Origin of the sequence: Histidinibacterium lentulum, assembly GCF_003789055.1 — a bacterium.
GTDB classification, from domain to species: domain Bacteria; phylum Pseudomonadota; class Alphaproteobacteria; order Rhodobacterales; family Rhodobacteraceae; genus Oceanicola; species Oceanicola lentulus.
This window is the reverse complement of the sequence record NZ_ML119081.1, coordinates 422,059-444,176: the sequence shown is the minus strand read 5'-3', so window position 1 is coordinate 444,176 and position 22,118 is coordinate 422,059. Positions and strand designations below refer to the sequence as shown.

Annotated in this window: 16 protein-coding genes; 10 read left to right on the top strand and 6 right to left on the bottom strand. The window is 68.3% G+C overall.

Going from position 1 to position 22,118, the window contains the following annotated elements:
- The first annotated feature begins 122 nt into the window (after positions 1-122).
- Both bamA and EAT49_RS02090 read left to right on the top strand, forming a co-directional pair.
- Entirely contained in the window at positions 123-2,447 is a 2,325-nt protein-coding gene (gene bamA / locus EAT49_RS02095) for an outer membrane protein assembly factor BamA (protein ID WP_123640611.1), read from the top strand.
- A 119-nt stretch (positions 2,448-2,566) separates the two neighbouring features.
- Positions 2,567-3,073, top strand: a complete 507-nt coding sequence (locus EAT49_RS02090; RefSeq protein WP_246003726.1) for an OmpH/Skp family outer membrane protein — start codon at positions 2,567-2,569, stop codon at positions 3,071-3,073.
- A gap of 423 nt (positions 3,074-3,496) precedes the next feature.
- On the opposite strand, the gene EAT49_RS02085 is transcribed toward EAT49_RS02090, so the two are convergent.
- A complete protein-coding gene (locus EAT49_RS02085) occupies positions 3,497-4,747 on the bottom strand; it encodes an NAD(P)/FAD-dependent oxidoreductase (protein WP_123640609.1) in 1,251 nt (416 codons plus the stop codon).
- A gap of 143 nt (positions 4,748-4,890) precedes the next feature.
- Between EAT49_RS02085 and EAT49_RS02080 the strand changes: the two genes are divergently transcribed.
- From EAT49_RS02080 to EAT49_RS02070, 3 genes are read left to right on the top strand one after another with little or no spacing between them, the layout of a single operon-like run.
- Positions 4,891-5,928, top strand: coding sequence for an Ldh family oxidoreductase (locus EAT49_RS02080; protein ID WP_123640608.1), 1,038 nt, complete (start codon positions 4,891-4,893; stop codon positions 5,926-5,928).
- Positions 5,929-5,959: 31 nt separating this feature from the next.
- Positions 5,960-7,126, top strand: coding sequence for an RsmB/NOP family class I SAM-dependent RNA methyltransferase (locus EAT49_RS02075; protein WP_123640607.1), 1,167 nt, complete (start codon positions 5,960-5,962; stop codon positions 7,124-7,126).
- A gap of 38 nt (positions 7,127-7,164) precedes the next feature.
- Positions 7,165-9,573, top strand: a complete 2,409-nt coding sequence (locus EAT49_RS02070) for an ATP-binding protein (RefSeq protein WP_123640606.1) — start codon at positions 7,165-7,167, stop codon at positions 9,571-9,573.
- Between the two features lie 201 nt (positions 9,574-9,774).
- On the opposite strand, the gene EAT49_RS02065 is transcribed toward EAT49_RS02070, so the two are convergent.
- Genes EAT49_RS02065 through EAT49_RS02055 form a run of 3 tightly spaced genes read right to left on the bottom strand, consistent with a single transcriptional unit; the run spans position 9,775 to position 13,162 of the window.
- Positions 9,775-10,743 (bottom strand): glucokinase, encoded by a 969-nt coding sequence (locus EAT49_RS02065; protein WP_123640605.1) that lies wholly within the window; start codon positions 10,741-10,743, stop codon positions 9,775-9,777.
- 14 nt (positions 10,744-10,757) lie between these two features.
- Positions 10,758-12,086, bottom strand: coding sequence for a GH1 family beta-glucosidase (locus tag EAT49_RS02060; protein ID WP_123640604.1), 1,329 nt, complete (start codon positions 12,084-12,086; stop codon positions 10,758-10,760).
- 50 nt (positions 12,087-12,136) lie between these two features.
- On the bottom strand, positions 12,137-13,162 hold the full coding sequence (locus EAT49_RS02055) for a LacI family DNA-binding transcriptional regulator (RefSeq protein WP_123640603.1): 1,026 nt from the start codon (positions 13,160-13,162) through the stop codon (positions 12,137-12,139).
- Between the two features lie 259 nt (positions 13,163-13,421).
- On the opposite strand from EAT49_RS02055, the gene EAT49_RS02050 reads away from it, so the two are divergent.
- From EAT49_RS02050 to EAT49_RS02030, 5 genes are all read left to right on the top strand, one after another.
- Complete coding sequence (locus EAT49_RS02050; protein WP_123640602.1) at positions 13,422-14,777, top strand: ABC transporter substrate-binding protein; 1,356 nt, start codon at positions 13,422-13,424, stop codon at positions 14,775-14,777.
- Between the two features lie 78 nt (positions 14,778-14,855).
- Entirely contained in the window at positions 14,856-16,094 is a 1,239-nt protein-coding gene (locus EAT49_RS02045) for a carbohydrate ABC transporter permease (protein ID WP_123640601.1), read from the top strand.
- 95 nt (positions 16,095-16,189) lie between these two features.
- The gene (locus tag EAT49_RS02040; RefSeq protein WP_123640815.1) at positions 16,190-17,335 is read left to right on the top strand and encodes a carbohydrate ABC transporter permease; all 1,146 of its coding nucleotides are present in this window, start codon (positions 16,190-16,192) and stop codon (positions 17,333-17,335) included.
- A 9-nt stretch (positions 17,336-17,344) separates the two neighbouring features.
- Positions 17,345-19,003 (top strand): alpha-amylase family glycosyl hydrolase, encoded by a 1,659-nt coding sequence (locus EAT49_RS02035; protein ID WP_123640600.1) that lies wholly within the window; start codon positions 17,345-17,347, stop codon positions 19,001-19,003.
- Between the two features lie 20 nt (positions 19,004-19,023).
- Positions 19,024-20,112, top strand: coding sequence for an ABC transporter ATP-binding protein (locus tag EAT49_RS02030; protein WP_123640599.1), 1,089 nt, complete (start codon positions 19,024-19,026; stop codon positions 20,110-20,112).
- Between the two features lie 177 nt (positions 20,113-20,289).
- Here EAT49_RS02030 and EAT49_RS02025 read toward each other — a convergent pair whose 3' ends face one another.
- Positions 20,290-20,850 carry a lipid-binding SYLF domain-containing protein gene (locus EAT49_RS02025; RefSeq protein ID WP_123640598.1) on the bottom strand — a complete coding sequence of 187 codons (561 nt, stop codon included), beginning with the start codon at positions 20,848-20,850 and terminating at the stop codon, positions 20,290-20,292.
- Positions 20,851-21,035: 185 nt separating this feature from the next.
- Positions 21,036-22,034: a porphobilinogen synthase gene (hemB, locus tag EAT49_RS02020; RefSeq protein ID WP_123640597.1), complete on the bottom strand. Its 999-nt coding sequence runs from the start codon at positions 22,032-22,034 to the stop codon at positions 21,036-21,038.
- Positions 22,035-22,118 lie beyond the last annotated feature (84 nt).

Below are 22,118 nucleotides of genomic sequence, written 5' to 3'. Positions count from 1 at the left end.
CCCCTCTTCGGCCCCTCTGAGGCACAGCGGCACCAGACCGCGCGAAGGCGGTCTTCTCGTTTTGACAACCCCCCCCGATGCCGATACCACCCAAGGAACCGGGAGTATGATGGGCGGGGAAGATGCACCGTACGCCACGTCGCGCAAAGGCGCGTGTTTTCAAGCTCGATCATGTCCTGGCCCTGGTGCTGGGAAGCGCCCTGGCCAGTCCGGTCGCGGCGCAGACCTACGCCTTCAATTCGGTGGCGATCGAGGGGAATGCGCGCATCGATGACGCGACGATCCTCGCCTATGCCGGGATCGCCCGGGGGGAAACGGTCACCGCGGCAGAGCTGAATGACGCCGCCCAGGCGATCCGCGCGTCGGGCCAGTTCGACCTCGTCGAGGTGACGCCGCGGGGATCGACCCTTGCCATCACCGTGCGGGAGCTGCCGGTGATCCGCGCCATCGGCATCGAAGGCAACCGCAGCATCCGGGACGAACAGATCCGCGCGCTTCTCGGCAGCCAGGAGCGGCGGGTCTATTCGCCCGCCCAGGCCGAGGCCGATACCGCCGCGATCACCCAGGCCTATGCCAACGAGGGCCAGGTCAACGCCATCATCCGACCCCAGATCATCCGCCGGGACGCCAGTACGGTGGATCTGGTGTTCGAGGTCAACGAGAGCGGCGTGTCCGAGATCGAGCGCATCAGCTTCGTCGGCAACCGCGCCTTCAACGAGGGGCGTCTGCGCCGGGTTCTCGAGACCAAGCAAGCGGGCCTGTTGCGTGCATTGGTCCGGCGCGACACCTATTCGCCCGAGCGGTTGCAGTTCGACCGGCAGTTGCTGACGGATTTCTACAATTCGCGGGGCTATGCCGATTTCCAGATCCAGAGCGTCGACGTGCAGCTGACACGGGAGCGCGACGCCTATCTCGTGACCTTCTTCGTGCAGGAGGGTCAGCAGTTCCGCATCGGCGAGACGGGCGTGGTCTCCGAGGTCGCCGGCGCAGACCCCGCGGAATTCGCGGCCGCAACGCGGCTCAGGTCCGGGCAGGTCTATTCGCCCACGCAGATCGAGACGGACATCGCCCGACTGGAGACGCTGGCGATCCGGAAGGGTCTGAACTTCGTGCGGGTCGATCCCCGGATCGACCGCGATCCGCAGGGCAGGCTTCTGAACGTGACCTACGCGCTGGTTCCGGGCGAGCGCATCTTCGTCGAGCGCATCGACATCGAGGGCAACACCACGACGCTCGACCGGGTGATCCGGCAGCAGTTCCGCACAGTCGAAGGCGATCCGTTCAATCCGCGCGCGATCCGCGAAAGCGCCGAGCGCATCCGGGCGCTGGGGTACTTTGCCAATGCCGACGTGAACGCGCGGCAGGGCTCCACGCCGGACCAGGTGGTGATCGACGTCGACGTGGTGGAGCAGCCCACGGGCTCGCTCTCCTTCGGCGCCAACTTCAACAGCGACGACGGCGTGTCGCTGATCGCCAGCTTCTCGGAGGACAATTTTCTCGGCCGAGGCCAGGAGCTGGCCTTCGACGTGTCCCTGGGCGAGGACCGGCAGAACTTCCGGGTCAGCTTCGCCGAGCCGGCGCTGCTCGGGCGGGATCTGCGGTTCACCTTCGGCGCGAGCTACCAGACCACCGACAATGCCAATGCGCTCTTCGACACGGAGACACTCCGGATTCAGCCGGGCATCGTCTTTCCGGTCAGCGACAACGGCCGGCTGGGGCTGTTCTACGCGCTCGACATCACCGATATCACCGGCGTTCAGGGCGATCCGCCGGACCCGCCGGAGGACCGGGCCAGCCTGCTCATCTTCGAGGATGCGGCCGAGGGCCGGGTGGCCACGCAATCGGTCGGCTATCAGTACAGCTGGGACAGCCGCCGCGCCGGCCTCGACCGGAACTCCGGCATCGCGCTGCGGTTCAGCCAGGAATTCGGCGTCGGCGACGCGAATTTCGTGAAGACCGAAGCCTCGGCGCTGGCGCAGACGCGGGTCCTGAACGACGAGGTGACGCTGACCGCCGCGATCGAGGCAGGCAACCTGTCCTACAACGACGGGGACAGCCGGATCACCGACCGCTTCTTCCTTGGCTCGCGCGACATTCGCGGTTTCGAAGCGCGGGGGATCGGTCCGCGCGATGCGGATACGGACGATGCCCTGGGCGGCAACCAGTATGCGGTGGCGCGCCTCGAGGCCCAGTTTCCCTTGGGCCTGCCGGAGGAATACGGGATCAGGGGCGGGGTCTTCCTCGACCATGGCGCGATCTGGGACGTGGGCGACACGACGGGCGTCAACGTGCTTTATGACGAGTTCAGCGCCCGGACGGTCGCAGGCGTCTCGATCTTCTGGACCACGCCCCTCGGGCCGCTGCGGTTCAACTTCACCGAGCCGCTGGACGTGCGGGACAGGGACAGGACCAAGGACTTCGATCTCACGATCTCGACGAGCTTCTGACCATGACGGCCCGCGGGCTTCGCGGGGCGGTGACGGCCGCCGCGGCCTGTCTATGGGCGGCTGCGGCGTCAGGGCAGGAGGTCGGTCCGGCGCCGCCTGACCTCTCTGCGGGCGAACCGGTGGCGCAGCCCTCGGAGGTCGTGCGCAGTCCGGTCCTGACCATAGATGCGGATCTGCTGTTCTCGGAGAGCCTTTTCGGCCAGCGGCTGACGGCGGACATCCAGGCCAGTTCCGAGGAGCTGGCTACGGAGAACCGGCGGATTGCCAGCGAACTCGAGGCGGAGGAGCGTCGTCTGACGGAGCGCCGGGGCGAGATGACTCCGGACGCGTTCCGGGCCGAGGCGGAGGCCTTCGATGCGAGGGTCCAGCGCATCCGCCAGGAGCAGGACGCCAAGGAGCGCGCTCTGGGGGCGCAGGTTCAGGCTGCCGAGGACGCCTTTCTCAACGCGGTCAGGCCCGTGCTGGGCCAGCTGATGGTCGAGAGGGGGGCTGCGGTGATCCTCGACCGCCGGACCGTCGTGCTGTCGGTCGGCGCCGTGGACATCACCGACGCGGCCATCGCCCGGATCGACGCCGAAATGGGCGAGGGAATGTCCCTGCCCGAACTCGAGGGCCCGCAGGACTAGGGAGACGCAGGGCACCGCCGGAGATCGCTGTGCGCCGAGCCCTGTCGGGGGTCATGGAACCAATCCGAGGCTGTCTCGCTTGGCCCGGCATGACACCGTTCCCGAGAACCCGCCGCAGCCGCCGCTCCCGCGACACGGGGAGGGTCGTTCTATTCGCCGGGCTCGCCCTGATCGGCGCGGGCGTCGCCTGGGGTCTTGCGGCTCAGCGCGGCAGTGGCACTCGCTATCCGGTCCGGCCTCTGTCCTTCCGGCGCGGCGGTGGGTGAAAGACGCCTTCCCGCGGCGGGGCGGCCCGCGGACTGGAGCATCGTGGACGAGGCCTCGGACGAGTCCTTTCCGGCGAGCGATCCGCCGGCCTACTGACGGTCTCGTGGTCGTCCGCTCGGCTGCGGGACGCGGGCGCCGGTGAGACCTCGGCCGGCCTCAGAACCTGTCCGGCGCATAGGGGGAAATCGGGATGGGCGGCGTTTGCCCGAGGATCAGCGCCGCGACGAGGGCCGCCGTGCCTGTGGATTGCGTCAGGCCGAGGTGACCGTGCCCGAAGGCATAGATGACCCGGGGCGCGCGCGGGGCGCGGCCGATGACGGGCATGCTGTCGGGCAGAGAAGGGCGGAATCCCATCCATTCGGTGCCGCCCGAAGGATCGAAGCCCGGCAGCAAACGGGCGGCCTTGGCGGCGAGGGTCTTCGCCCGGCGCATGTCGGGGGGACGGTCGAGGCCGCCCAGTTCCACCGCGCCGCCGACCCGCACGCCGCCGCCGATGCGGCTGACGGCGAAGCCGTGGTCGGTGAAGGTCAGGTGGGTGCGCAGGTCGATCCGCGGCTCGGCATAGGTGGTGTTGTAGCCGCGTTCCGTTTCGAGCGGGATCCGGTCGCCGAGGTGACGCGCCAGCCGGTGCGACCAGGCACCTGCGGCGACGACAACGCATGACGCGCGGAGGGACCCTGCGTCCGTGTCGACCTCGACCGCTTCGGCCGAGAGGCGCAGGGCGTGGACCTCGGCCGTCCCGATCCGGCCGCCGAGGGCGCGGAGTTGCTCCGCCAGATGTCCGGTCCATGCGGCGGGGTCGGTGACGTTGATCCATCCCGGGGTATAGGCCGCGCGGGTGAAGCGGGAGGCGAGACCGGGCTGGATCTCGGCTATCGCCCCGGCGCTTTCGAGCGTCTCCACGGCGATCCCGTGGCGCCGGCGCAGGGCGAGGGCCGGGGCTGCGGCGCGATAGCTGGCGGGGCTGTCGAAGAGCTGGAGCTGGCCCTCGCGCCGCAGGAAGCGCTCGCCCGAGACCTCTGGCAGCAGCCGCTCGAGCGTGGATCGGGACAGGTCCATGAGCGCGGCCTGGGCGGTGACGCCCGCCCTGTAGCGGCGGGGCCGGCTTGCCCGCCAGAAGCGCCAGAGCCAGGGCGCGATGCTGAAGGCATGGGACGGAGGGACGGAGAGCGGCCCCAGGGGATCGAGCAGCCACAGCGGGGCGCGGCGGAGGATGCCGGGGGTGGCGAGCGGCTCGATGTCGGTGAAGGCGAACGCGCCTGCATTGCCGCGTGAGGCCTCGGCGGCGACGCCCCGGCGATCGATCACCCGCACCCGACGGCCCGCACGCTGCAGGGCGAGGGCCGTGGTGATGCCGATGACGCCGGCGCCGATGACGAGAATGTCGGTCTGGTCTGGGCTGGCCATGGATGCCTGCAGCGGAACGGGGTTCGACCCCGGATGCCACAGCTGCGTCCCCGGAGCGAGAGCCTTGCGGACTGGCGTCGCCCAGGTGACCTGTGGCACTCCGGTCGGGCCGGGCGCAGTGCCGGGCCGCAGGGAGTGATGCCATGACCGAATTGCCCCCCGTTTCCGTCGAGGCTCTCGAGGCCCGGATCGCCGCGCTCTTCGTCCGCTGCGGCGTGCGGGCGAAGAGTGCGGCCTCCGTGGCGCGGGTGATTGCCGCGGGAGAGAGGGATGCCTGCAAGTCCCATGGCGTCTATCGTGTCGAGGGCTGTCTGAGGGTGATCGCCGCGGGCAAGGTGGTGCCGGACGCGGTTCCGCGGGTCCATGATGGCGGCGGCGCGGTGATCGAGGTCGATGCGGGAGGGGGCTTCGCCAACCCCGCCTTCGATGCCGGCGCGGACCTGCTGGCGGGGCGTGCGCGGGAGCTGGGGCTTGCCGCGCTCGTGATCCGCGACTGCCTCCATTTCTCGGCGCTCTGGTCCGACGTGGAGGCGATGGCGGCCCAGGGCTGTGCCGCGATCTCCATGTGTCCGAGCTATGCCGTGGTCGCGCCCGCGGGCGGCACCACGCCGCTGCTGGGGACCAACCCCTTCGCCTTCGGCTGGCCGAGGCCGGGACCTCACCCCTATGTCTTCGATTTCGCCACCAGCGTCGCGGCTCGGGGCGAGATCGAGCTGCACAGGCGCGCGGGCAAGCCGATCCCGGAAGGGTGGGCGGTGGATGCGGAGGGGCGGCCGACGACGGACCCCGACGCGGCCCTCGCGGGGGCGATGCTGCCGTTCGGCGCGCACAAGGGCTCCGCCATCTCGACGATGATCGAGCTCCTCGCCGGGGCGATGCTAGGAGAGTTCATGAGCCGGGAGGCGCTCGACTTCGGTGGCGGTGCAGGCCTGCTCCCCCGGCACGGGGCCCTGGTGCTCGCCTTCGACCCCGCGCGTTTCGCGGCGCGCAGCGGGCGCGATCCACTGGCCGAGGGCGAGCGCCTGCTCGACGCCATCGCCGGGCAGGGCGCCCGTCTGCCATCGGAAAGGCGCTTCGCGGCGCGGGCCGTGTCACTGCGGGAAGGGATCGCCCTGACGGAGGCCGAAGACGCCCGGCTCGGGCGGTACGAGAGGCTTGGGCTCGCGGGGCTGGAGAGCTGAGCATGGCGACGGCTCCGGGAGGAAGGCAGCCATGACCCCCGCCGCCCGCGTCGCCGCGGCGATCGGCATTCTGGACCGGTGGCTGGTCGGCGCGCCGCTGGAAGCGGCCTATACGGCTTGGGCGAAGGCCTCCCGGTTCGCCGGTTCGGGCGACCGGGCGGCCGTGCGCGACCTGCTCTATGACGCCGTGCGTCGGAAGCGGTCCTATGCGGCGCTCGGCGGTGCGGAGACGGGGCGCGGGCTGATGCTGGGCGCCGTGCGGGCCGCGGGCACCGCGCCGGAAGAGGTGTTCACCGGAACGGGCCACGGGCCCGAAGCGCTGAGGACGGACGAGGTGACGGCCGGCAGAACGCCTCTCGGCGCCGAGGCGCTGGATTTGCCGGACTGGCTCCTGCCGTCCTTCGAGGTGGTCTACGGCCCGCGCACGGCGGACGTGCTGGAGATCCTGAGGGAGCGCGCTCCGGTCCACCTGCGGATCAATCTGCGCCGTCTGGGCAGGGCAGAGGCAGTGCGGCGGCTTGGATCGGAGGGCATCCGGGCCGTGCCTCACCCGACCGTGGAGAGCGCGGTCGAGATCACCGAAGGTACGCGGCGGCTGGCGCGCAGCGCACTGCTGACCGGGGGGCTGGCCGAGCCTCAGGACGCCTCTTCGCAGGCCGTGGTGGCCCGTCTCTGCCGGGAGGCGCCGGTCCGCGTGCTCGACTATTGCGCCGGCGCTGGGGGCAAGGCGCTGGCCTTCGCGGATCTCTCGGAGGCGGACATCGTGGCCCATGACATTGCGTGGCGCCGCATGGCCCCGCTCGAGGGGCGCGCGGCTCGGGCGGGCGCGCGGGTCCGCAAGGTGGCCCCGGAGGCGCTTGCTGCCGAGGCGCCCTTCGATCTGGTGTTCTGCGATGCGCCCTGTTCCGGCAGCGGAACGTGGCGGCGCGATCCGGAGGCGAAATGGCGGCTGACGCCGGAGCGGCTGGCGGAGCTTCAGGCCATGCAAAGGACGGTCGTCCGCGCGGCCGCAGCCCATGTCGGACCGGGCGGACGGCTGGCCTATGCCACCTGTTCGGTGCTGGCCGAGGAGAACGAGCAGCTCGCCGGGGCGGCCGCCGAACTGCTGCCGGGCTGGACCGAGGAGGACCGGCTGCGGCTCGACCCGGGGCCCGCAGGAGACGGGTTCTTTCTCGTGTCGTTCCGCGCGCCTCGGTAGGCTGCAACCTTTGGTTGCGCCGGCGAAGCCGAGAGCCCATGATCCCGCGCAGGCATTCATCGCCCGTTAAGGGATCTGGGGTCTTCTTTGCGGGTTCGAATCGAGGGGATGGGACCGTGTCGCAAGCCGATGCAGCGCGCAATGCGCCGTCCTTCGGGCAGGCCGGGCCCGATGCGCGTCCATGGGCGGTGCTTCTCGTTTCGGGCGCCGCGCTCGTCGCCAGTGCCGTGGCGACGGAGCCGCTGCAGATCCGTGCGCTGCAGGTCGCGGCGGCAGTGACCGCGCTTGCGGGGATCGCGCTGTTCCTGTGGCAGATCGCAGGGCGCAGGCGACGCGACATCCTGCTCGAGGCTGCAGGTCTGCTGATCGAACAGGATCGCACCGTGGCCTTCGTGACCACGGGCGAGGGCGATATCGAGGCGCGCAATGCCGCCGCGCGGGACAGGTTCCGCGATCCGTTCGTCGACACGCTGGGCTATGTCCTGACCGATATCTTCGCCAATCCCGGTGCCGTGCTCTTTCGCCTCCAGAGCCGCGCCCATGCCGAAGGGCACGCGGCGGAGGATATCGTGACGCGGCGCGGGCCGGTGCGCTTGACGGTGCAGCGGATCGGCACCGACGCCTACATCTGGCGGCTGGACGAGACTGTCGGCAAGGGCGGTCCGGCCCGCGCGGCCGAGGCGTTGAGCCTGCCGATGCTGACCGCCGGACCCTCGGGAACGATCCTCTACATGAACGAGGCGTTCCGGCGGGCCGTCGGCGGACGCGCGAAATCGCTCGAGGCGGTGTTCGAGGATCTGCCTCTCGTCAGCGGCCGCCGGCACCGCCTGCGAGGTCCCGACGGTCCGGTGGAGACGCTCGTGGCCGAGGTGACGGGGGCGGGCGGTCGGCGGGAGATCTACCTTCTCCCGGTGGCGGCGGCCCGGGTGCAGGCACCCGGCTGGCAGGCGATCGAGGATCTGCCCGTGCCCTTGCTGAAGGTCGCGGCCTCCGGCGACGTGCTCGAGGCGAACCGCCAGGCCCGGGCCCTGCTGAGGGCCGACATGGCGGGGCCGCTCCGGCTCGGCGACGTGCTCGACGGTCTCGGCCGGCCTGTCGGCCAGTGGCTGCGCGATGCGGCTGCGTCAGAGGCGCCCGTCGCGCCCGAGTTCCTGCGCGTCACCAACCGCCCCGAGGAGACGGTCGTCCAGGTCGCGCTCAACCGCGTGACGGACGCGACGGGCGCGCACATGATCGCGGTGCTGAAGGACGTGACCGATTTCAAGTCGCTCGAGATGCAGTTCGTCCAGAGCCAGAAGATGCAGGCCGTGGGCCAGCTCGCGGGCGGGGTGGCCCATGATTTCAACAACCTGCTGACCGCGATCTCCGGCCATTGCGACCTGCTCCTTCTTCGGCGCGACCAGGGCGATCCCGATTACGGCGATCTCGTGCAGATCCACCAGAACGCGAACCGCGCAGCAGGTCTCGTGGGGCAGCTCCTCGCGTTCTCGCGAAAGCAGACGCTGCGGCCCGAGGCGCTCGACCTTCGCGATACGCTGGCGGAGCTCACCCATCTCCTGAACCGCCTCGTTGGCGAGCGGATCCGCCTGACCCTGACGCATGATCCGGGGCTGAAACCCATCCGCGCGGACCGGCGGCAGCTCGAGCAGGTACTGATGAACCTGGTGGTGAACGCCCGCGACGCGATGCCGGACGGAGGGACCATACGGATCGCGACCCGCACCGAACGTCTGACTGCGCCGCTTCGCCGGGACCGGGCCACGGTGCCTCCGGGAGAATGGGTGACGGTGCAGGTGATCGACGAGGGCAGCGGCATGCATCCCGATGTGCTCCCGAAGATCTTCGAACCTTTCTACACGACGAAGCGCACCGGTGAGGGCACGGGGCTCGGCCTCTCCACGGCCTACGGCATCGTCAAGCAGACCGGCGGGTTCATCTTCGCCGACAGTGTCCCTGGCGAAGGGACGACCTTCACCCTCTATTTCCCGGCCCAATGCCCCCGGCGCGACCGACCCGCGGCCCCTGTGGAGACGGCCCGCAGGCCCGAGCGCGCGGATGACGACGTGGCGGAGGGGGTGGTTCTGCTCGTGGAGGACGAGGCGCCCGTGCGCGCCTTCGCGTCCCGCGCGCTGCGCCTGCGCGGCTATACCGTTCTCGAGGCAGAAAGCGCGGAGGCCGCGCTCGACATGCTCGCGGGACCCGAGATCGCCGTCGACGTCTTCGTCACGGATGTGGTCATGCCAGGAAAGGACGGCCCGACCTGGGTCCGCGAGGCGCTGTCAGAACGGCCCGACACCCGTGTGGTCTTCGTCTCGGGCTATTCCGAGGACGCGGTGGCCGAGAACCACGCCCAGATCCCGAACTCGCTCTTTCTGGCAAAGCCCTTCTCCCTGACGCAACTGACCGACATCGTGGCGCGGCAGATGCCGCCACCGCGGCTGCATTGACGGACCTCCGACCAGGTCCCGCCATGAACTCCGGTGCGCCATCGGGGGGGGAACGGGGACACCGCGAGAGGACCTTACGACATGTCCATGGCTCGGCCGCGCGACGGGCAGCGCAGGACGGCACGGATCGAGGCGGCATCGTCCTGGAACCGGGCATCTGGCCACCGGGCGGCGATCCCGCGGGTACCCCGCCGCCGGGGATCAGGCCATGAGCTCCACGAGATGCGCCGCGGATCCGATCAGGGCGGCATAGTCGTCGTCGATCACCGATACCGAGAAATTGGACATGAATCCTGCGAACCGGCCCTTGTCGCGGAAGGCCTCGTCGAAGCCCATGTCGTCCAGATGGGGCGCAAAGGCGCGCGCCACCCCGCCGATCAGGTAGACCCCGCCGAAAGGCAGCTGGATCAGCGCGAGGTTGCCGCAGACCGTCGCCAGCATCCGGGTGAAGAGCCGCGCCGCCGCCTCTGCGCGCGGATCGGCACCGGTGCCGACGGAGGCCATGATGTCCGCGGCGCGGACCTCGCGCGGATCGCCCGCCTCGGCGCCGAGCCAAGCGTAGACCCGTTCGAGCCCGCGGCCCGAGAGAACGTCCTCCACGCCGGGAAACCCGTGCACCGAGGAGACATATTGCGCAAGCCGCAACTCCTCCTCGGTGCGGATGGGCAGGTTTGCGTGCCCGCATTCGGAGGGGGCGACGAGCCGCCCGGCGGGCGTTTCATAGACGGGGGCTGCATTGAACCCGGTTCCCACGCCGATCACGAGCTTCGTCTCGTGGGGCTGGGGCTCCGGTCCGGAAACCAGGGTCCGCAGGTTCGCGGGATCGAGATGGCCGAGCGCATGGCCCTGGGCCTGCAGGTCGTTGAGGATCGCCACGGTCTCGGCCCGCGCGGCACGGGCCACCGTCTCGCGGTCGATCGTCCAGTCCACGTTGGTGAGGGTCGCCCGCCCGTCGCGCACCGGTCCCGCCACGGCGACACAGGCCGCCGCGCAGTCCACATCGCCTTCCTCGGCGATATAGCGGCTGAGAACGGTCTCGAGGCCGGGATACTGCGCATTGCGGTAGCGGCGCACGGTGTCGGGCAGCACCCGCCGCCCCTCCGCGAGGGCAACGCGGGTATTGGTGCCGCCGATATCGGCGACGAGCGACAACGTGTTGGCTGGGTGCATCGGTGCGGGGTCCTTCACGCTGTCAGCATGGCTTTCAGGGCCAGATAGGACGCCTTCGGCCGGCGCTGCAAGCTGGCGAAGTCCACATGGATCAGGCCGAACCGCTTTTCATAGCCGAAGGCCCATTCGTAATTGTCGAGGAGCGACCAGTAGAAGAAGCCGCGGACATCGGCGCCTTCCGCGATGGCGCCGCGGACCGCCTCGAGATGGTCCGTCACGAAGGCCTCACGCTCGGGGTCGTTTATCGCGTCGCCCTCGACCTCGTCGGCCCGCGCCATGCCGTTCTCGGTGACATAGAGCGGCAGGCCCGGCAGATGATCGCGGGAGATCCGGGTGAGGAAGTCGCCCAGCCCCTCGGGATAGATCTCCCAACCCATCTGGGTGCGCGGCAGATCGCCCTCGCGCATCTCGACTGCGGGCCAGGGCGTGCCCTCGGGGGCCGCGGCGGCGAAATGGCGGGTGTAGTAGTTGACGCCGAGCCAGTCGATCGGCCGGGCGATCTCTTCCATGTCGTCCTCCCAGCCCTTGGGCATGTGGGGGGCGAGGCCCTCGAGCACGACCTCGGGATAGCGGCCATGGGCCAGCGCCTCGAGAAACCAGCGGTTCATGATCCCGTCCCACCGGTCGGCCGCGGCGGCATCGGCGGCGCTGTCCGAGGCCGGGCGCGTGTGGTCGAAGTTGAGAACGATGCCGCAGTTGTCCTGACCCATCTCGCGCAGCCGGGCGAGGCCCCGGCCATGGGCCTTCATCACGTGATGCATGGATCGGGCCGTGGCGCGGATATCTCGCAGGCCGGGGGCGTGGTGTCCGATGAAATGCGACAGGAACGAGACGCACCAGGGCTCGTTGAGGGTGGCCACGGCGGCGACGCGGTCGCCGATCCTTTTTTGGATCACCTCGGTGAAATCGGCGAACCAGTCGGCTACGTCGGGGTTGGTCCAGCCGCCGAGATCGGCCAGCGCCGAGGGCATTTCCCAGTGGTAGAGCGTCTGGAACGGCTTCAGCCCCCGCTCGAGGCAGGCATCCACGAGGCGGTCGTAGAAATCGAGACCCTCGGCATTGGGGGTGCCGCGGCCCTCGGGCAGCACCCGGGCCCAGGAGGTCGAGAAGCGGTAGGCGTCGAAGCCGCCGTCGCGCATGAGGTCGAGATCTTCCTCGTAGCGGTGGTAATGATCGCAGGCGCGTGCGCCGTCCTCGGCGCGCACCACGTTGCCCGGCGTGGCTGCGAAGCTGTCCCAGTGGCAGGGGCCCGCGCCGCCATGCGCGTGCCCTTCGATCTGGTAGGCGGCGGTGGCCGCTCCGAAGAGAAAGCCCGGGGGAAAATCTGTGCGCGACAGCGGCATGATGGCTCCGTTCGTTGGGGCCGCGGAAGCGGCCGGACATCAGGGTTGGGTCAGGCGGGCGCGGGTCCGGTGGAGCGGCCCACCACGAGAGACGCCTCGAGCAGCTCCTGCCGGTGCGGCGCGTCCGGGTTGGCGATTCGCTCGATCAGGAGGCTCGCGGCCTGCCGGCCGGCCTGCCGGACCGAGGAGCGCGTCGCGGTGTAGATCGGTACGTCTCCCCCGTTCTGCAGGTAGGAGAGCGCATCGTCGTGGGTGACGATGCTGATGTCGCGGCCCATGGTCAGCCCGGCCTCCTGCACCGCCTGATGGATGCCGAGGGCGGAGATGAGAGAGGCCGACAGGAAGGCCGTCGGCGGATTCGGCAGGCCGAGCATGGCGCGGGCGGATCTGTAGCCATGGGCATCGGTCATCTGCGCACTGGAACAGAGCGCCGGGTCGACCGCAATGCCGGCTTCCATGATCGCGGCCTCGTAACCGCGCCGCCGACGCCAGGCGAAATCCATCTCCTCGTCGCCGTTCACCAGCCCGATGCGGCGGTGGCCGAGGTCGAGAAGGAAACGCGTCGCACGGCGGAAGGCGGAGCGGTTGTTGACGTCCACCCAACTGTATTCGCCGTCATATTCCGAGGACCGGCCATGCACGACGAAGGGCAGGGCGATCTCGCCCAGGAGTTCGAGCCGGGTGTCCTCGCGGCGCACCTCATGGACCACGATGCCGTCGACGGCGCCGCGCGCCTTGAGGCTGCGATAGACGTCGGCCTCGTCGCCGTCCGCGACCGTCGACAGGATCATCTCGTAGCCGAAGCGCGCATAGGTCTCGGCCGCACCCGCGATGAAATCGCCGAAGACCGGATTCACCATGGCGTCCTGACGGCTGATCGGGATGACATGTCCGATGCTCATGGCCTGACCGGTCGCAAGGCCCTTTGCCCGGGTATTCGGGCGGTAGTTATGCTGCCGTGCAGCGGCAAGAACACGCTGTCGAGTCGCCTCCGATACCTCCGGGTAACCGTTGAGCGCGCGGCTCACGGTGGTCGGGCTGAGGCCGAGATTCTGGGACAACTCCTTGAGATTCATCGGCACAGGATCTTCCAAAGCGCTTTCAATGCGCCGGAACCTTATGCGAGGCGGCAAGGCCGCGCCAAGGGGTTTCGGCACATCGACTTTTTCTGCGGATGCGAGATAATTGGGCGAACGGGCCGCTGCGCGATTGAACATTGACAGCCCAGCCGAGTCGGGCGAGGGTCGCGGGTGTCCAAAGCGCTTTGGGGCTTGCACGCCTCATGGCGCCTGACGCGACACAAGCGCAAGAGCGCAATTCGGGAGGTAACATACCATGAAACGTACGTTCTACACCGGCGTGGCGGTGGCGGCCCTGTTGGCCGGCGCGGCCTCGGCGCAGGATCTCGTATTCCCGGTCGGAGAAGGCGACTTCTCCTGGGACAGCTACACCGAGTGGGCGGAGAACGCGCCCGATCTCAGCGGTCAGACCGTCACGGTCTCCGGCCCCTGGTTGCAGCCCGAGGATGACGTGTTCCGCTCGGCCGTCGCCTATTTCGCCGACGCGACCGGGGCGCAGGTCATCTATACCGGCTCTGACAGCTTCGAGCAGCAGATCGTGATCGACGCGGAAGCGGGCTCCGCGCCCAACGTCGCAGTCTTCCCGCAGCCGGGTCTTGCCTCGGACATGGCGGCGCGCGGCCTCCTGCATCCGCTTCCCGACGGCATGGCCGACTGGGTGGCCGAGAACTATGGCGCCGGCGACAGCTGGGTCGCCCTCGGCACTTTCGAGGGCCAGGACGACGAAGAGGATCTCTACGGCTTCTTCTACAACGTGAACGTCAAGTCGCTGGTCTGGTACAACCCCGAGAACTTCGAGGACTTCGGCTACGAAGTGCCGGAGACCATGGAAGAGCTTCGCGACCTGACCGAGCAGATGGTCGCCGACGGCGAGACGCCCTGGTGCATCGGCCTCGGATCGGGAGCCGCGACCGGCTGGCCCGCGACCGACTGGGTCGAGGACCTCATGCTGCGGACGGTCGAGCCCGAGGTCTACGATGCCTGGACCACGAACGAACTGCCGTTCAACGACCCGCAGGTCGTGGCCGCGATCGAGGAATTCGGCTGGTTCGCCCGTGACGACGAAAAGGTCGCCGGCGGCGCTAGCGCGGTGGCCTCCACCGACTTCCGCGACAGCCCGGACGGTCTCTTCTCGTCGCCGCCGCAGTGCTTCATGCACCGCCAGGCGTCGTTCGTGCCGGCCTTCTTCCCCGAGGACGTCGAATTCGGCCTCAACGCCGACTTCTTCTACTTCCCGGCCTACGAAGGCCGCGACCTCGGCAGCCCGGTCCTGGGCGGCGGCACGCTGATGGCGATCACCGATCCTTCGGATGCCACCGATGCGCTCTTCGAGTTCTTCAAGCTGCCGCTGGCGCACGAGATCTCCATGGCGCAGACCGGGTTCCTGACGCCCCACACCGGCGTGAACCTCGACACCTACATGAACGACACGCTGCGCGGTCAGGGCGAGATCCTGGTCAACGCGACCACCTTCCGCTTCGACGGGTCCGATCTGATGCCCGGCGGCGTCGGCGCCGGCACCTTCTGGACCGGCATGGTGGACTTCGTGGGCGGCAAGGATGCCCAGCAGGTGGCCGACGAGATCCAGGCCAGCTGGGACGCGCTCAGGTAAACAGCTCAAGAGGACCGCGCCCGGCGACGACATGCCGGGCGCGGCCCGCCGCTGCTGACGAACCGGGAGGAGGACCCCATGAACCCAGCACTTCAGGGTTTGATGACCATCGCTGTCGGCGTCGGCGGATGCCTGGCGTATTTCTATTTCTCGAACCTCGTTCTCGACCGGTTCATCTTCCCGGCGCGCGGCGCGCAGGCCGGGCGGAACATCAACCGGGCCAACATGGTCCGACCGTGGCTTTTCGTGTTTCCCGCGTTCTTCTTCCTGCTGCTCTACCTCGGGTATCCCGTCTTCGAGACGCTGCGCCTGTCGCTGACCGACCGCGCCCTCGGCGGCGCCTTCGTCGGCTTCGCCAACTACGAGCAGATGATGAACGAGCCGAAGTTCTGGGAGGCCATGCGCAACAACATGCTGTGGCTGATCGTGGTCCCCGCGGCCTCCACGGCCTTCGGCCTGCTCGCCGCGCAGCTGACCGACAGGATCGGCTGGGGCAATATCGCCAAGTCGCTCATCTTCATGCCGATGGCGATTTCCTTCGTCGGCGCGTCCGTGATCTTCAAGCTGATCTACGAGGCGCGCCCCGTCGATGCCGCGCAGATCGGCGTCATGAACGCGGTCTGGCTCAACTTCGAGGGCGGCATCTGGTCCTTCATCTTTCTGAGGGTATTCCCGGCGATCCTCTGCGGAGCCTTCGCCGTGATCGCGGCCTATGTCGGCTATCTCGCCGCAAGACCGCTCTGGGAGGACCGCCCCGGCCCACGCGAAGGCGTGATGATGAAGGGCGCGCGCGCCTTTCTCGGGCTCTTCGGGCTCTGGCTTGCATGGGTCTCGGTACGCGGCGTCTGGGGCGTCCTGACCGCGTCACTGCCCTATGGCGAGCCGATCAACTGGCTGACCCTGCCGTTCTACAACAACTTCCTGCTGATGGTGATCCTGATCTGGATCCAGACCGGTTTCGCCATGGTCATCCTCTCCGCAGCCCTGCGCGGCATCCCGGAGGAGACCATCGAAGCGGCGATCATCGACGGGGCGAAGCCGCTGCAGCTCTTCTTCCAGATCAAGGTGCCGCAGATCATGGGCACGATCGTCGTCGTGTGGACCACGATCACGCTCGTGGTGCTGAAGATCTTCGACATCGTCTTCGCCATGACCAACGGCCAGTGGGAGACGCAAGTTCTCGCCAACTACATGTATGACAAGCTGTTCCGCGCCAACGACTGGGGCGTGGGGTCGGCGTCGGCCATCGTGATCATGGCCCTCGTCACTCCCATCCTCGTCTGGAACGTCCACAACGCCCGCAAGGAGATGCGCTGATGGCTACGCAGGAAAACATCGACCGCGGCGTGTTCCAGAGCAGTTCGCGCGGCTTCTTGCGCGGCCTCTTCAAGGCCAAGTCGACCGATGACGGGATGGCGGGCCAGAAGAGCGGGCTGATGTGGGCCGTTCACATCAGTGTCGTGGCGCTGGTCCTTCTGTGGATCTTCCCGACGGTCGGACTGCTCGTCTCCTCCTTCCGGACAGCCGACCAGATCTCGAATTCCGGCTGGTGGGCGTCTCTCACCGCGACGGAGCAGACCATCCAGCTCCGCACGGCGGGGGCCGAGGCGGCAGAGCTCGTGGACGGGGTCTACGTCATCGAAGGCAATCTGCTGACCGACGACAGGGGGCCGGGCGCCGGGCTCGAGCTGAGGAGTTTCGGCACCTCCGCGCGGAATCCGAGCGCCTATGCGATCGGCGAGACCGGCGAGGACAACGGCGAGACGATCACCGTGAACCCGGACGGGTCCTACGTCTATACCTCGGTCGAGGAGCCCTCCAGCAGTGGCAGCCGTGTCTTCGTGAACGCCGTGATCCCGCCCGAGTTCACGACCCAGAACTACGACACAATCCTGTTCTCGGGACGGGGCCAGGACAACATGTCGAGGGCGTTCTTCAACACGCTCACGGTGACGATTCCCGCGACGATCATTCCCATCGTCGTCGCGGCCTTCGCCGCCTACGCGCTGGCGTGGATGGAGTTTCCGGGCCGGGCGCTTCTCGTCGCGCTCGTGGTGGCCATGCTCGTCGTGCCGCTGCAGCTCGCACTGATCCCGCTTCTGCGGCTGCACCTCGGGATCGGGATCGGGAAGGGATATCTGGGCGTCTGGCTGGCCCATACGGCCTTCGGGATGCCACTCGCGATATATCTCTTGCGAAACTACATGGTCGGTCTGCCGAGGGACATCATCGAGAACGCCAAGGTGGATGGCGCCACGGATTTCCAGATCTTCACGCGCATCATCCTGCCGCTGTCCTTCCCGGCCCTCGCATCCTTCGCCATCTTCCAGTTCCTCTGGACCTGGAACGACCTCCTCGTGGCCTCCGTGTTCCTGATCGACGCATCCGGCCAGACGACCGTGATGACCCGGCAGATCGTGGAGCTTCTGGGCACGCGCGGCGGCAACTGGGAGATCCTCGCGACGGCGGCCTTCGTCTCCATCGCGGTGCCTCTGGCGGTATTCTTCGCCATGCAGCGCTACCTTGTCCGGGGCATCCTGGCCGGGTCCGTGAAGTAGAGAGGGTTCATGAGCCTCGCTGAAGCGGCGGCGCCCGTGGCGCATCCCGAACGAGACCCGGACTGGTGGCGGGGCGCGGTGATCTACCAGATCTATCCGCGCTCCTATCAGGACAGCAACGGCGATGGCGTCGGCGATCTCGCCGGCATCGCGCAAAGGCTGCCCTATATCGCCTCGCTGGGGGTGGATGCGATCTGGATCAGCCCGTTCTTCACCTCACCGATGAAGGATTTCGGCTACGACGTGTCCGATTACAGGGACGTGGACCCCTTGTTCGGGTCGCTCGCGGATTTCGACCGGGTGATCGAGGTGGCGCACGGGCTGGGGTTGCGGGTGATGATCGACCTCGTGCTCAGCCATTCCTCTGATCAGCACCCGTGGTTCACGGAGAGCCGCGCGAGCCGAGACAACGACCGGGCCGACTGGTACGTCTGGGCCGATGCCAAGCCGGACGGGACGCCGCCCAACAACTGGCTGTCGATCTTCGGCGGATCGGCCTGGCAATGGGACAGCCGGCGGGAGCAGTACTACCTTCACAACTTTCTCGTCTCCCAGCCGGACCTGAATTTCCACGAGCCCGAGGTGCAGGAGGCGCTGCTCGACGTCGCGCGGTTCTGGCTGGATCGCGGAGTCGATGGATTTCGCCTCGATACGATCAACTTCTACATCCACGACAAGCACTTGCGGGACAATCCTCCGCTGGCGCCCGAGCTCCGGAACTCGACCATCGCGCCCTCGGTCAACCCCTATAACTACCAGGAACACCTCTACTCGAAGAACCAGCCCGAGAACCTCGACTTCCTGCGCAAGCTGCGTCGGGTGATGGATCCCTACGGCGCCGCCGCCGTGGGCGAGGTGGGCGACGCGCAGCGCGGTCTGCAGATCATGGGGCAGTACACCGCCGGCGACGACCTCATGCAGATGTGCTATGCCTTCGAGTTCCTGTCGAAGGAGCAGCCCACCGCGGCCCGTGTCGCCGAGGTCATGACCCGGGTCGACATGGAGGCGGCGGACGGCTGGGCCTGCTGGGCCTTCTCGAACCACGACGTCATGCGCCACGCCTCGCGCTGGAACCTGAGCCACGAGGCAAACCGGATGCTGGCCACGCTGATCCTGTGCCTGCGCGGGTCGGTCTGTCTCTACCAGGGAGAGGAACTGGGCCTGACCGAGGCGGATGTCTCCTACGAGGACCTGCAGGATCCCTACGGAATAGAGTTCTGGCCGGAGTTCAAGGGCCGCGACGGATGCCGGACCCCGATGCCGTGGGAGCCGTCGAACCAGTACGCGGGGTTTTCCGACGTGAAGCCCTGGCTCCCTGTGCCGGTCAAGCACCTGCACCGCTCGGTCGCCGCCCAGGAACAGGACCCGGAGGCGATGCTGCACCATTACCGGCGGGCCATCGCGTTCCGCCATGCCAATCCGGTGCTGATGAAGGGCGCCCATGACGCCGTCCGGCACGCCGGACAGGTGGTCTATTTCACGCGCGCGGGCGAAGGGGCGGAAATGTTCTGCGCGTTCAATGTCTCCGGACATGCCGGAGAGATCGCGCTGCCGGACGGGCGCTGGCGTCGCACCGGAGAGGAACTCGGTTCGGCGGAGGTCGGACCGGGCAATGTGGTCCGGCTCGCGCCGTGGCAGGTCTGTCTGGCGCTGCGCATAAAGGATTGAAGGCTTAGGGAGGGACGACGATGGCCGATTTGAAGCTCAGGGATGTCGCGAAGACATATGGCGGGACCGTCGATGTCCTCAAGAACATCAACCTCGACATCAAGAAGGGCGAGCTGATCGTCTTCGTCGGGCCGTCGGGCTGCGGGAAGTCGACGCTCCTGCGGATGATCGCGGGGCTGGAGAAGATCTCGGGCGGGACGCTGGAAATCGACGGACAGGTCGTGAACGACGTACCGCCTGCGCAGCGCGGGATCGCGATGGTGTTCCAGTCCTACGCGCTCTACCCGCACATGACGGTGCGGGACAACATGACCTTCTCGCTCAAGCTGGCGAAGAAGTCGAAGGAGGAGATCGACGCGGCGGTGGCCAAGGCCGCGCGGATCCTGCAGCTCGAGCCCTATCTCGACCGCCTGCCCAAGGCGCTGTCGGGCGGGCAGCGGCAGCGGGTGGCCATCGGGCGGTCCATCGTGCGGGATCCGAAGGTCTACCTCTTCGACGAGCCGCTCTCGAACCTCGACGCGGCGCTGAGGGTGGCGACCCGGCTGGAGATCGCGCAGCTGAAGGAGTCGATGCCCGACTCGACGATGATCTACGTCACCCACGACCAGGTGGAGGCGATGACTCTGGCCAGCCGGATCGTGGTTCTGGCGAACAAGGGCATCGCTCAGGTGGGCTCGCCGCTCGAACTTTACGAGCGGCCCGAGAATGAGTTCGTGGCGCAGTTCATCGGCTCGCCCGCGATGAACCTTTTTCCCGGCGAGATCGTGGAGACGGGTCCGCAGACGAAGGTGCGGCTCGACAGCGGCGGCGTCGCGGTGGCGGCGATCGCGACCCAGGACGCGGACAAGGGGATGAAGGTGAAGGTCGGCATCCGGCCCGAGGATTTCGTCGAAGCCCACGGCGATGCCGCCTTCACCGGGACCGTGGACATCACCGAGGCGCTCGGCGAGGTGACGCTGATGTACTTCCAGAGCACCATCGAGGGCCAGACGGTCATCGCGAAGCTGCCGGGCATCCACCGGGACCTGCGGGGACGCGAGGTGCACCTCGCGGCGGCGCCCGACAAGGTCCAGATCTTCAACAACGGCCGCTCGCTGCACTACCGGTGACGGGGCGTCCACATGTGGACGCTCTCGCAAGCAATTGACAAGAAAGAAAAACAGCCGTGGACAGCCGCGACTGTTAACCGTTCGGACCCCGTGATCCCGGCCCGCCGTGCTTTGCGGTCATGGGGCCGCGGCATCGGCCGGGAGACTCCAGAGACTGGCGCCGCGCGGGCGCGCAGGTCAGGGGATGATGCGGGTGTATTTCGTGCCTTCGAGCGTGGCGCCGACCCGAAGCCCGGCCTGGGCGAACACCAGCGCGATCACAGGCGAGCGCGAGGTCAGGGTTTCCGCCGCGAGGTTGTCGGCATTGTCGCGCAGCGCATAGGTGACGTTGGCGCCCGCGACCCAGCCGTCGGAGCGGCGGAAGTCGGCGAGGGCGTCCTCGGTCATGAAGAAAAGCACATGGCTGTACTGCTGCGCACCGATCTGGAGCCCGGTGGAGACGGTGGCGGCGGAGTAGTAATCCACCGTCTGGCCCGCCACGCGCAGGGCGCCTCGGCCATAGGCCCCGCCGATGCCGAGCCCGGCCTCGGTGATCAGCGGCATCACCAGCATGCCGGTGGATTTGGCCAGGAGATCCGCGGAGGAGGGATAGCGGCTCTGCATGAAGGAGAGGGTGCTGTCGACGCGGGCGTCGATCATCGGGCCGTTCTGGTTGCCGACGCCGTTGCCGCAGGCCGCCAGAAGGAGCCCTGAGGCCCCGCCCGCGGCGAGGAACACCCGTCTGGAGAGGTGGGTCATGGTTCTGCCTCGATTAGCCTCTGTCGCCGGCCTTTGGCGGCCGATCTGGTGGGGCGGACGTTAGCCCAAAACGCGGGGCCTGTCACGCGGGACGACGCCGCAAGCGGATTCGCGCGGGGTCGGGGGGCGAGAGGACCCGGGGCGGGCCGGGTGTGCCGGGCTTCAGCCCGGCCCCCCATCCGTCCTCAGCCGCCGAGAAGCTCTGCCGCTTCGGGGGCGAAATAGGTCAGGATCCCGTCGCAACCCGCGCGCTTGAAGGCGGTGAGGCTTTCGAGCATGACCTTCTCGCGGTCGAGCCAGCCGTTCTGCGCGGCGGCCGTCAGCATCGCGTATTCGCCCGAGACCTGGTAGGCGAAGAGCGGCACGCCGAAGGCGTCCTTTACCCTGCGGCAGATGTCGAGATAGGCCATCCCGGGCTTGACCATGATCATGTCCGCACCCTCGGCGAGGTCGCGCTGCACCAGCCGAAGGGCCTCGTCGGAGTTTCCGGGATCCATCTGGTAGGTGGTCTTGTCGCCCTTGAGGGCGCCCGAGGCGCCCACCGCATCGCGGAACGGGCCGTAGAAGGCGGAGGCGTATTTCGCGGTATAGGAGAGGATCGCAACGTCCTGGTGGCCCGCCTCCTCGAGCGCCGCGCGGATCGCGCCGATGCGGCCGTCCATCATGTCCGAGGGGCCCAGCATGTCGGCGCCGCACTCGGCCTGGACCAGCGCCATCTTCACCAGCGCCTCGACGGTGCGGTCGTTGACGATGTGACCGTCCTCCACGAAGCCGTCCTGCCCGTCGATGTTGTAGGGATCGAGGGCGATGTCGGTCATCACCGCGACCCCGGGCGCCGCCTCCTTGGCCGCGCGGATCGCGCGGTTGGCGATGTTGTCCGGGTCCCAGGCCATGGCGCAATCGGCGGTGCGGGCGCTTTGTGGCGTGTAGGGAAAGATGCAGATCGCGGGAATGCCCAGGGCCTCGGCCTGTTTCGCGGCGCGGGCGACGCGGTCCACCGTCAGCCGACTGACGCCCGGCATGGAGGGGATCGGCTCCTCGGCGTCCACACCATCGGTCACGAAGAGCGGCCAGATGAAATCCGATGGCGCGAGCGTGGTCTCGCGCACCAGCGCGCGGAGCGCGGGCGTGCGGCGCAGGCGGCGCAGGCGGGCGGTGGGGAAGGGGGCGACGGTCGGTTTCATCGGGCGACGGGCCTTTCTTGTCACAGGAGACCGGGTGCCACGGATATTCCTGTCCGGCAAGTCTGGGCTTCGCCGGGTGCCAAA

Excerpts from the sequence above, each read along its gene's own strand:
- bamA (WP_123640611.1), top strand. The coding sequence starts at position 123 with ATGCACCGTACGCCACGTCGCGCAAAGGCGCGTGTTTTCAAGCTCGAT.
- EAT49_RS02085 (WP_123640609.1), bottom strand. The coding sequence starts at position 4,747 with ATGGCCAGCCCAGACCAGACCGACATTCTCGTCATCGGCGCCGGCGTC.
- EAT49_RS02080 (WP_123640608.1), top strand. The coding sequence starts at position 4,891 with ATGACCGAATTGCCCCCCGTTTCCGTCGAGGCTCTCGAGGCCCGGATC.
- EAT49_RS02075 (WP_123640607.1), top strand. The coding sequence starts at position 5,960 with ATGACCCCCGCCGCCCGCGTCGCCGCGGCGATCGGCATTCTGGACCGG.
- EAT49_RS02070 (WP_123640606.1), top strand. The coding sequence starts at position 7,165 with ATGATCCCGCGCAGGCATTCATCGCCCGTTAAGGGATCTGGGGTCTTC.
- EAT49_RS02065 (WP_123640605.1), bottom strand. The coding sequence starts at position 10,743 with ATGCACCCAGCCAACACGTTGTCGCTCGTCGCCGATATCGGCGGCACC.
- EAT49_RS02060 (WP_123640604.1), bottom strand. The coding sequence starts at position 12,086 with ATGCCGCTGTCGCGCACAGATTTTCCCCCGGGCTTTCTCTTCGGAGCG.
- EAT49_RS02055 (WP_123640603.1), bottom strand. The coding sequence starts at position 13,162 with ATGAATCTCAAGGAGTTGTCCCAGAATCTCGGCCTCAGCCCGACCACC.
- EAT49_RS02050 (WP_123640602.1), top strand. The coding sequence starts at position 13,422 with ATGAAACGTACGTTCTACACCGGCGTGGCGGTGGCGGCCCTGTTGGCC.
- EAT49_RS02045 (WP_123640601.1), top strand. The coding sequence starts at position 14,856 with ATGAACCCAGCACTTCAGGGTTTGATGACCATCGCTGTCGGCGTCGGC.
- EAT49_RS02040 (WP_123640815.1), top strand. The coding sequence starts at position 16,190 with ATGGCGGGCCAGAAGAGCGGGCTGATGTGGGCCGTTCACATCAGTGTC.
- EAT49_RS02035 (WP_123640600.1), top strand. The coding sequence starts at position 17,345 with ATGAGCCTCGCTGAAGCGGCGGCGCCCGTGGCGCATCCCGAACGAGAC.
- EAT49_RS02030 (WP_123640599.1), top strand. The coding sequence starts at position 19,024 with ATGGCCGATTTGAAGCTCAGGGATGTCGCGAAGACATATGGCGGGACC.
- EAT49_RS02025 (WP_123640598.1), bottom strand. The coding sequence starts at position 20,850 with ATGACCCACCTCTCCAGACGGGTGTTCCTCGCCGCGGGCGGGGCCTCA.
- hemB (WP_123640597.1), bottom strand. The coding sequence starts at position 22,034 with ATGAAACCGACCGTCGCCCCCTTCCCCACCGCCCGCCTGCGCCGCCTG.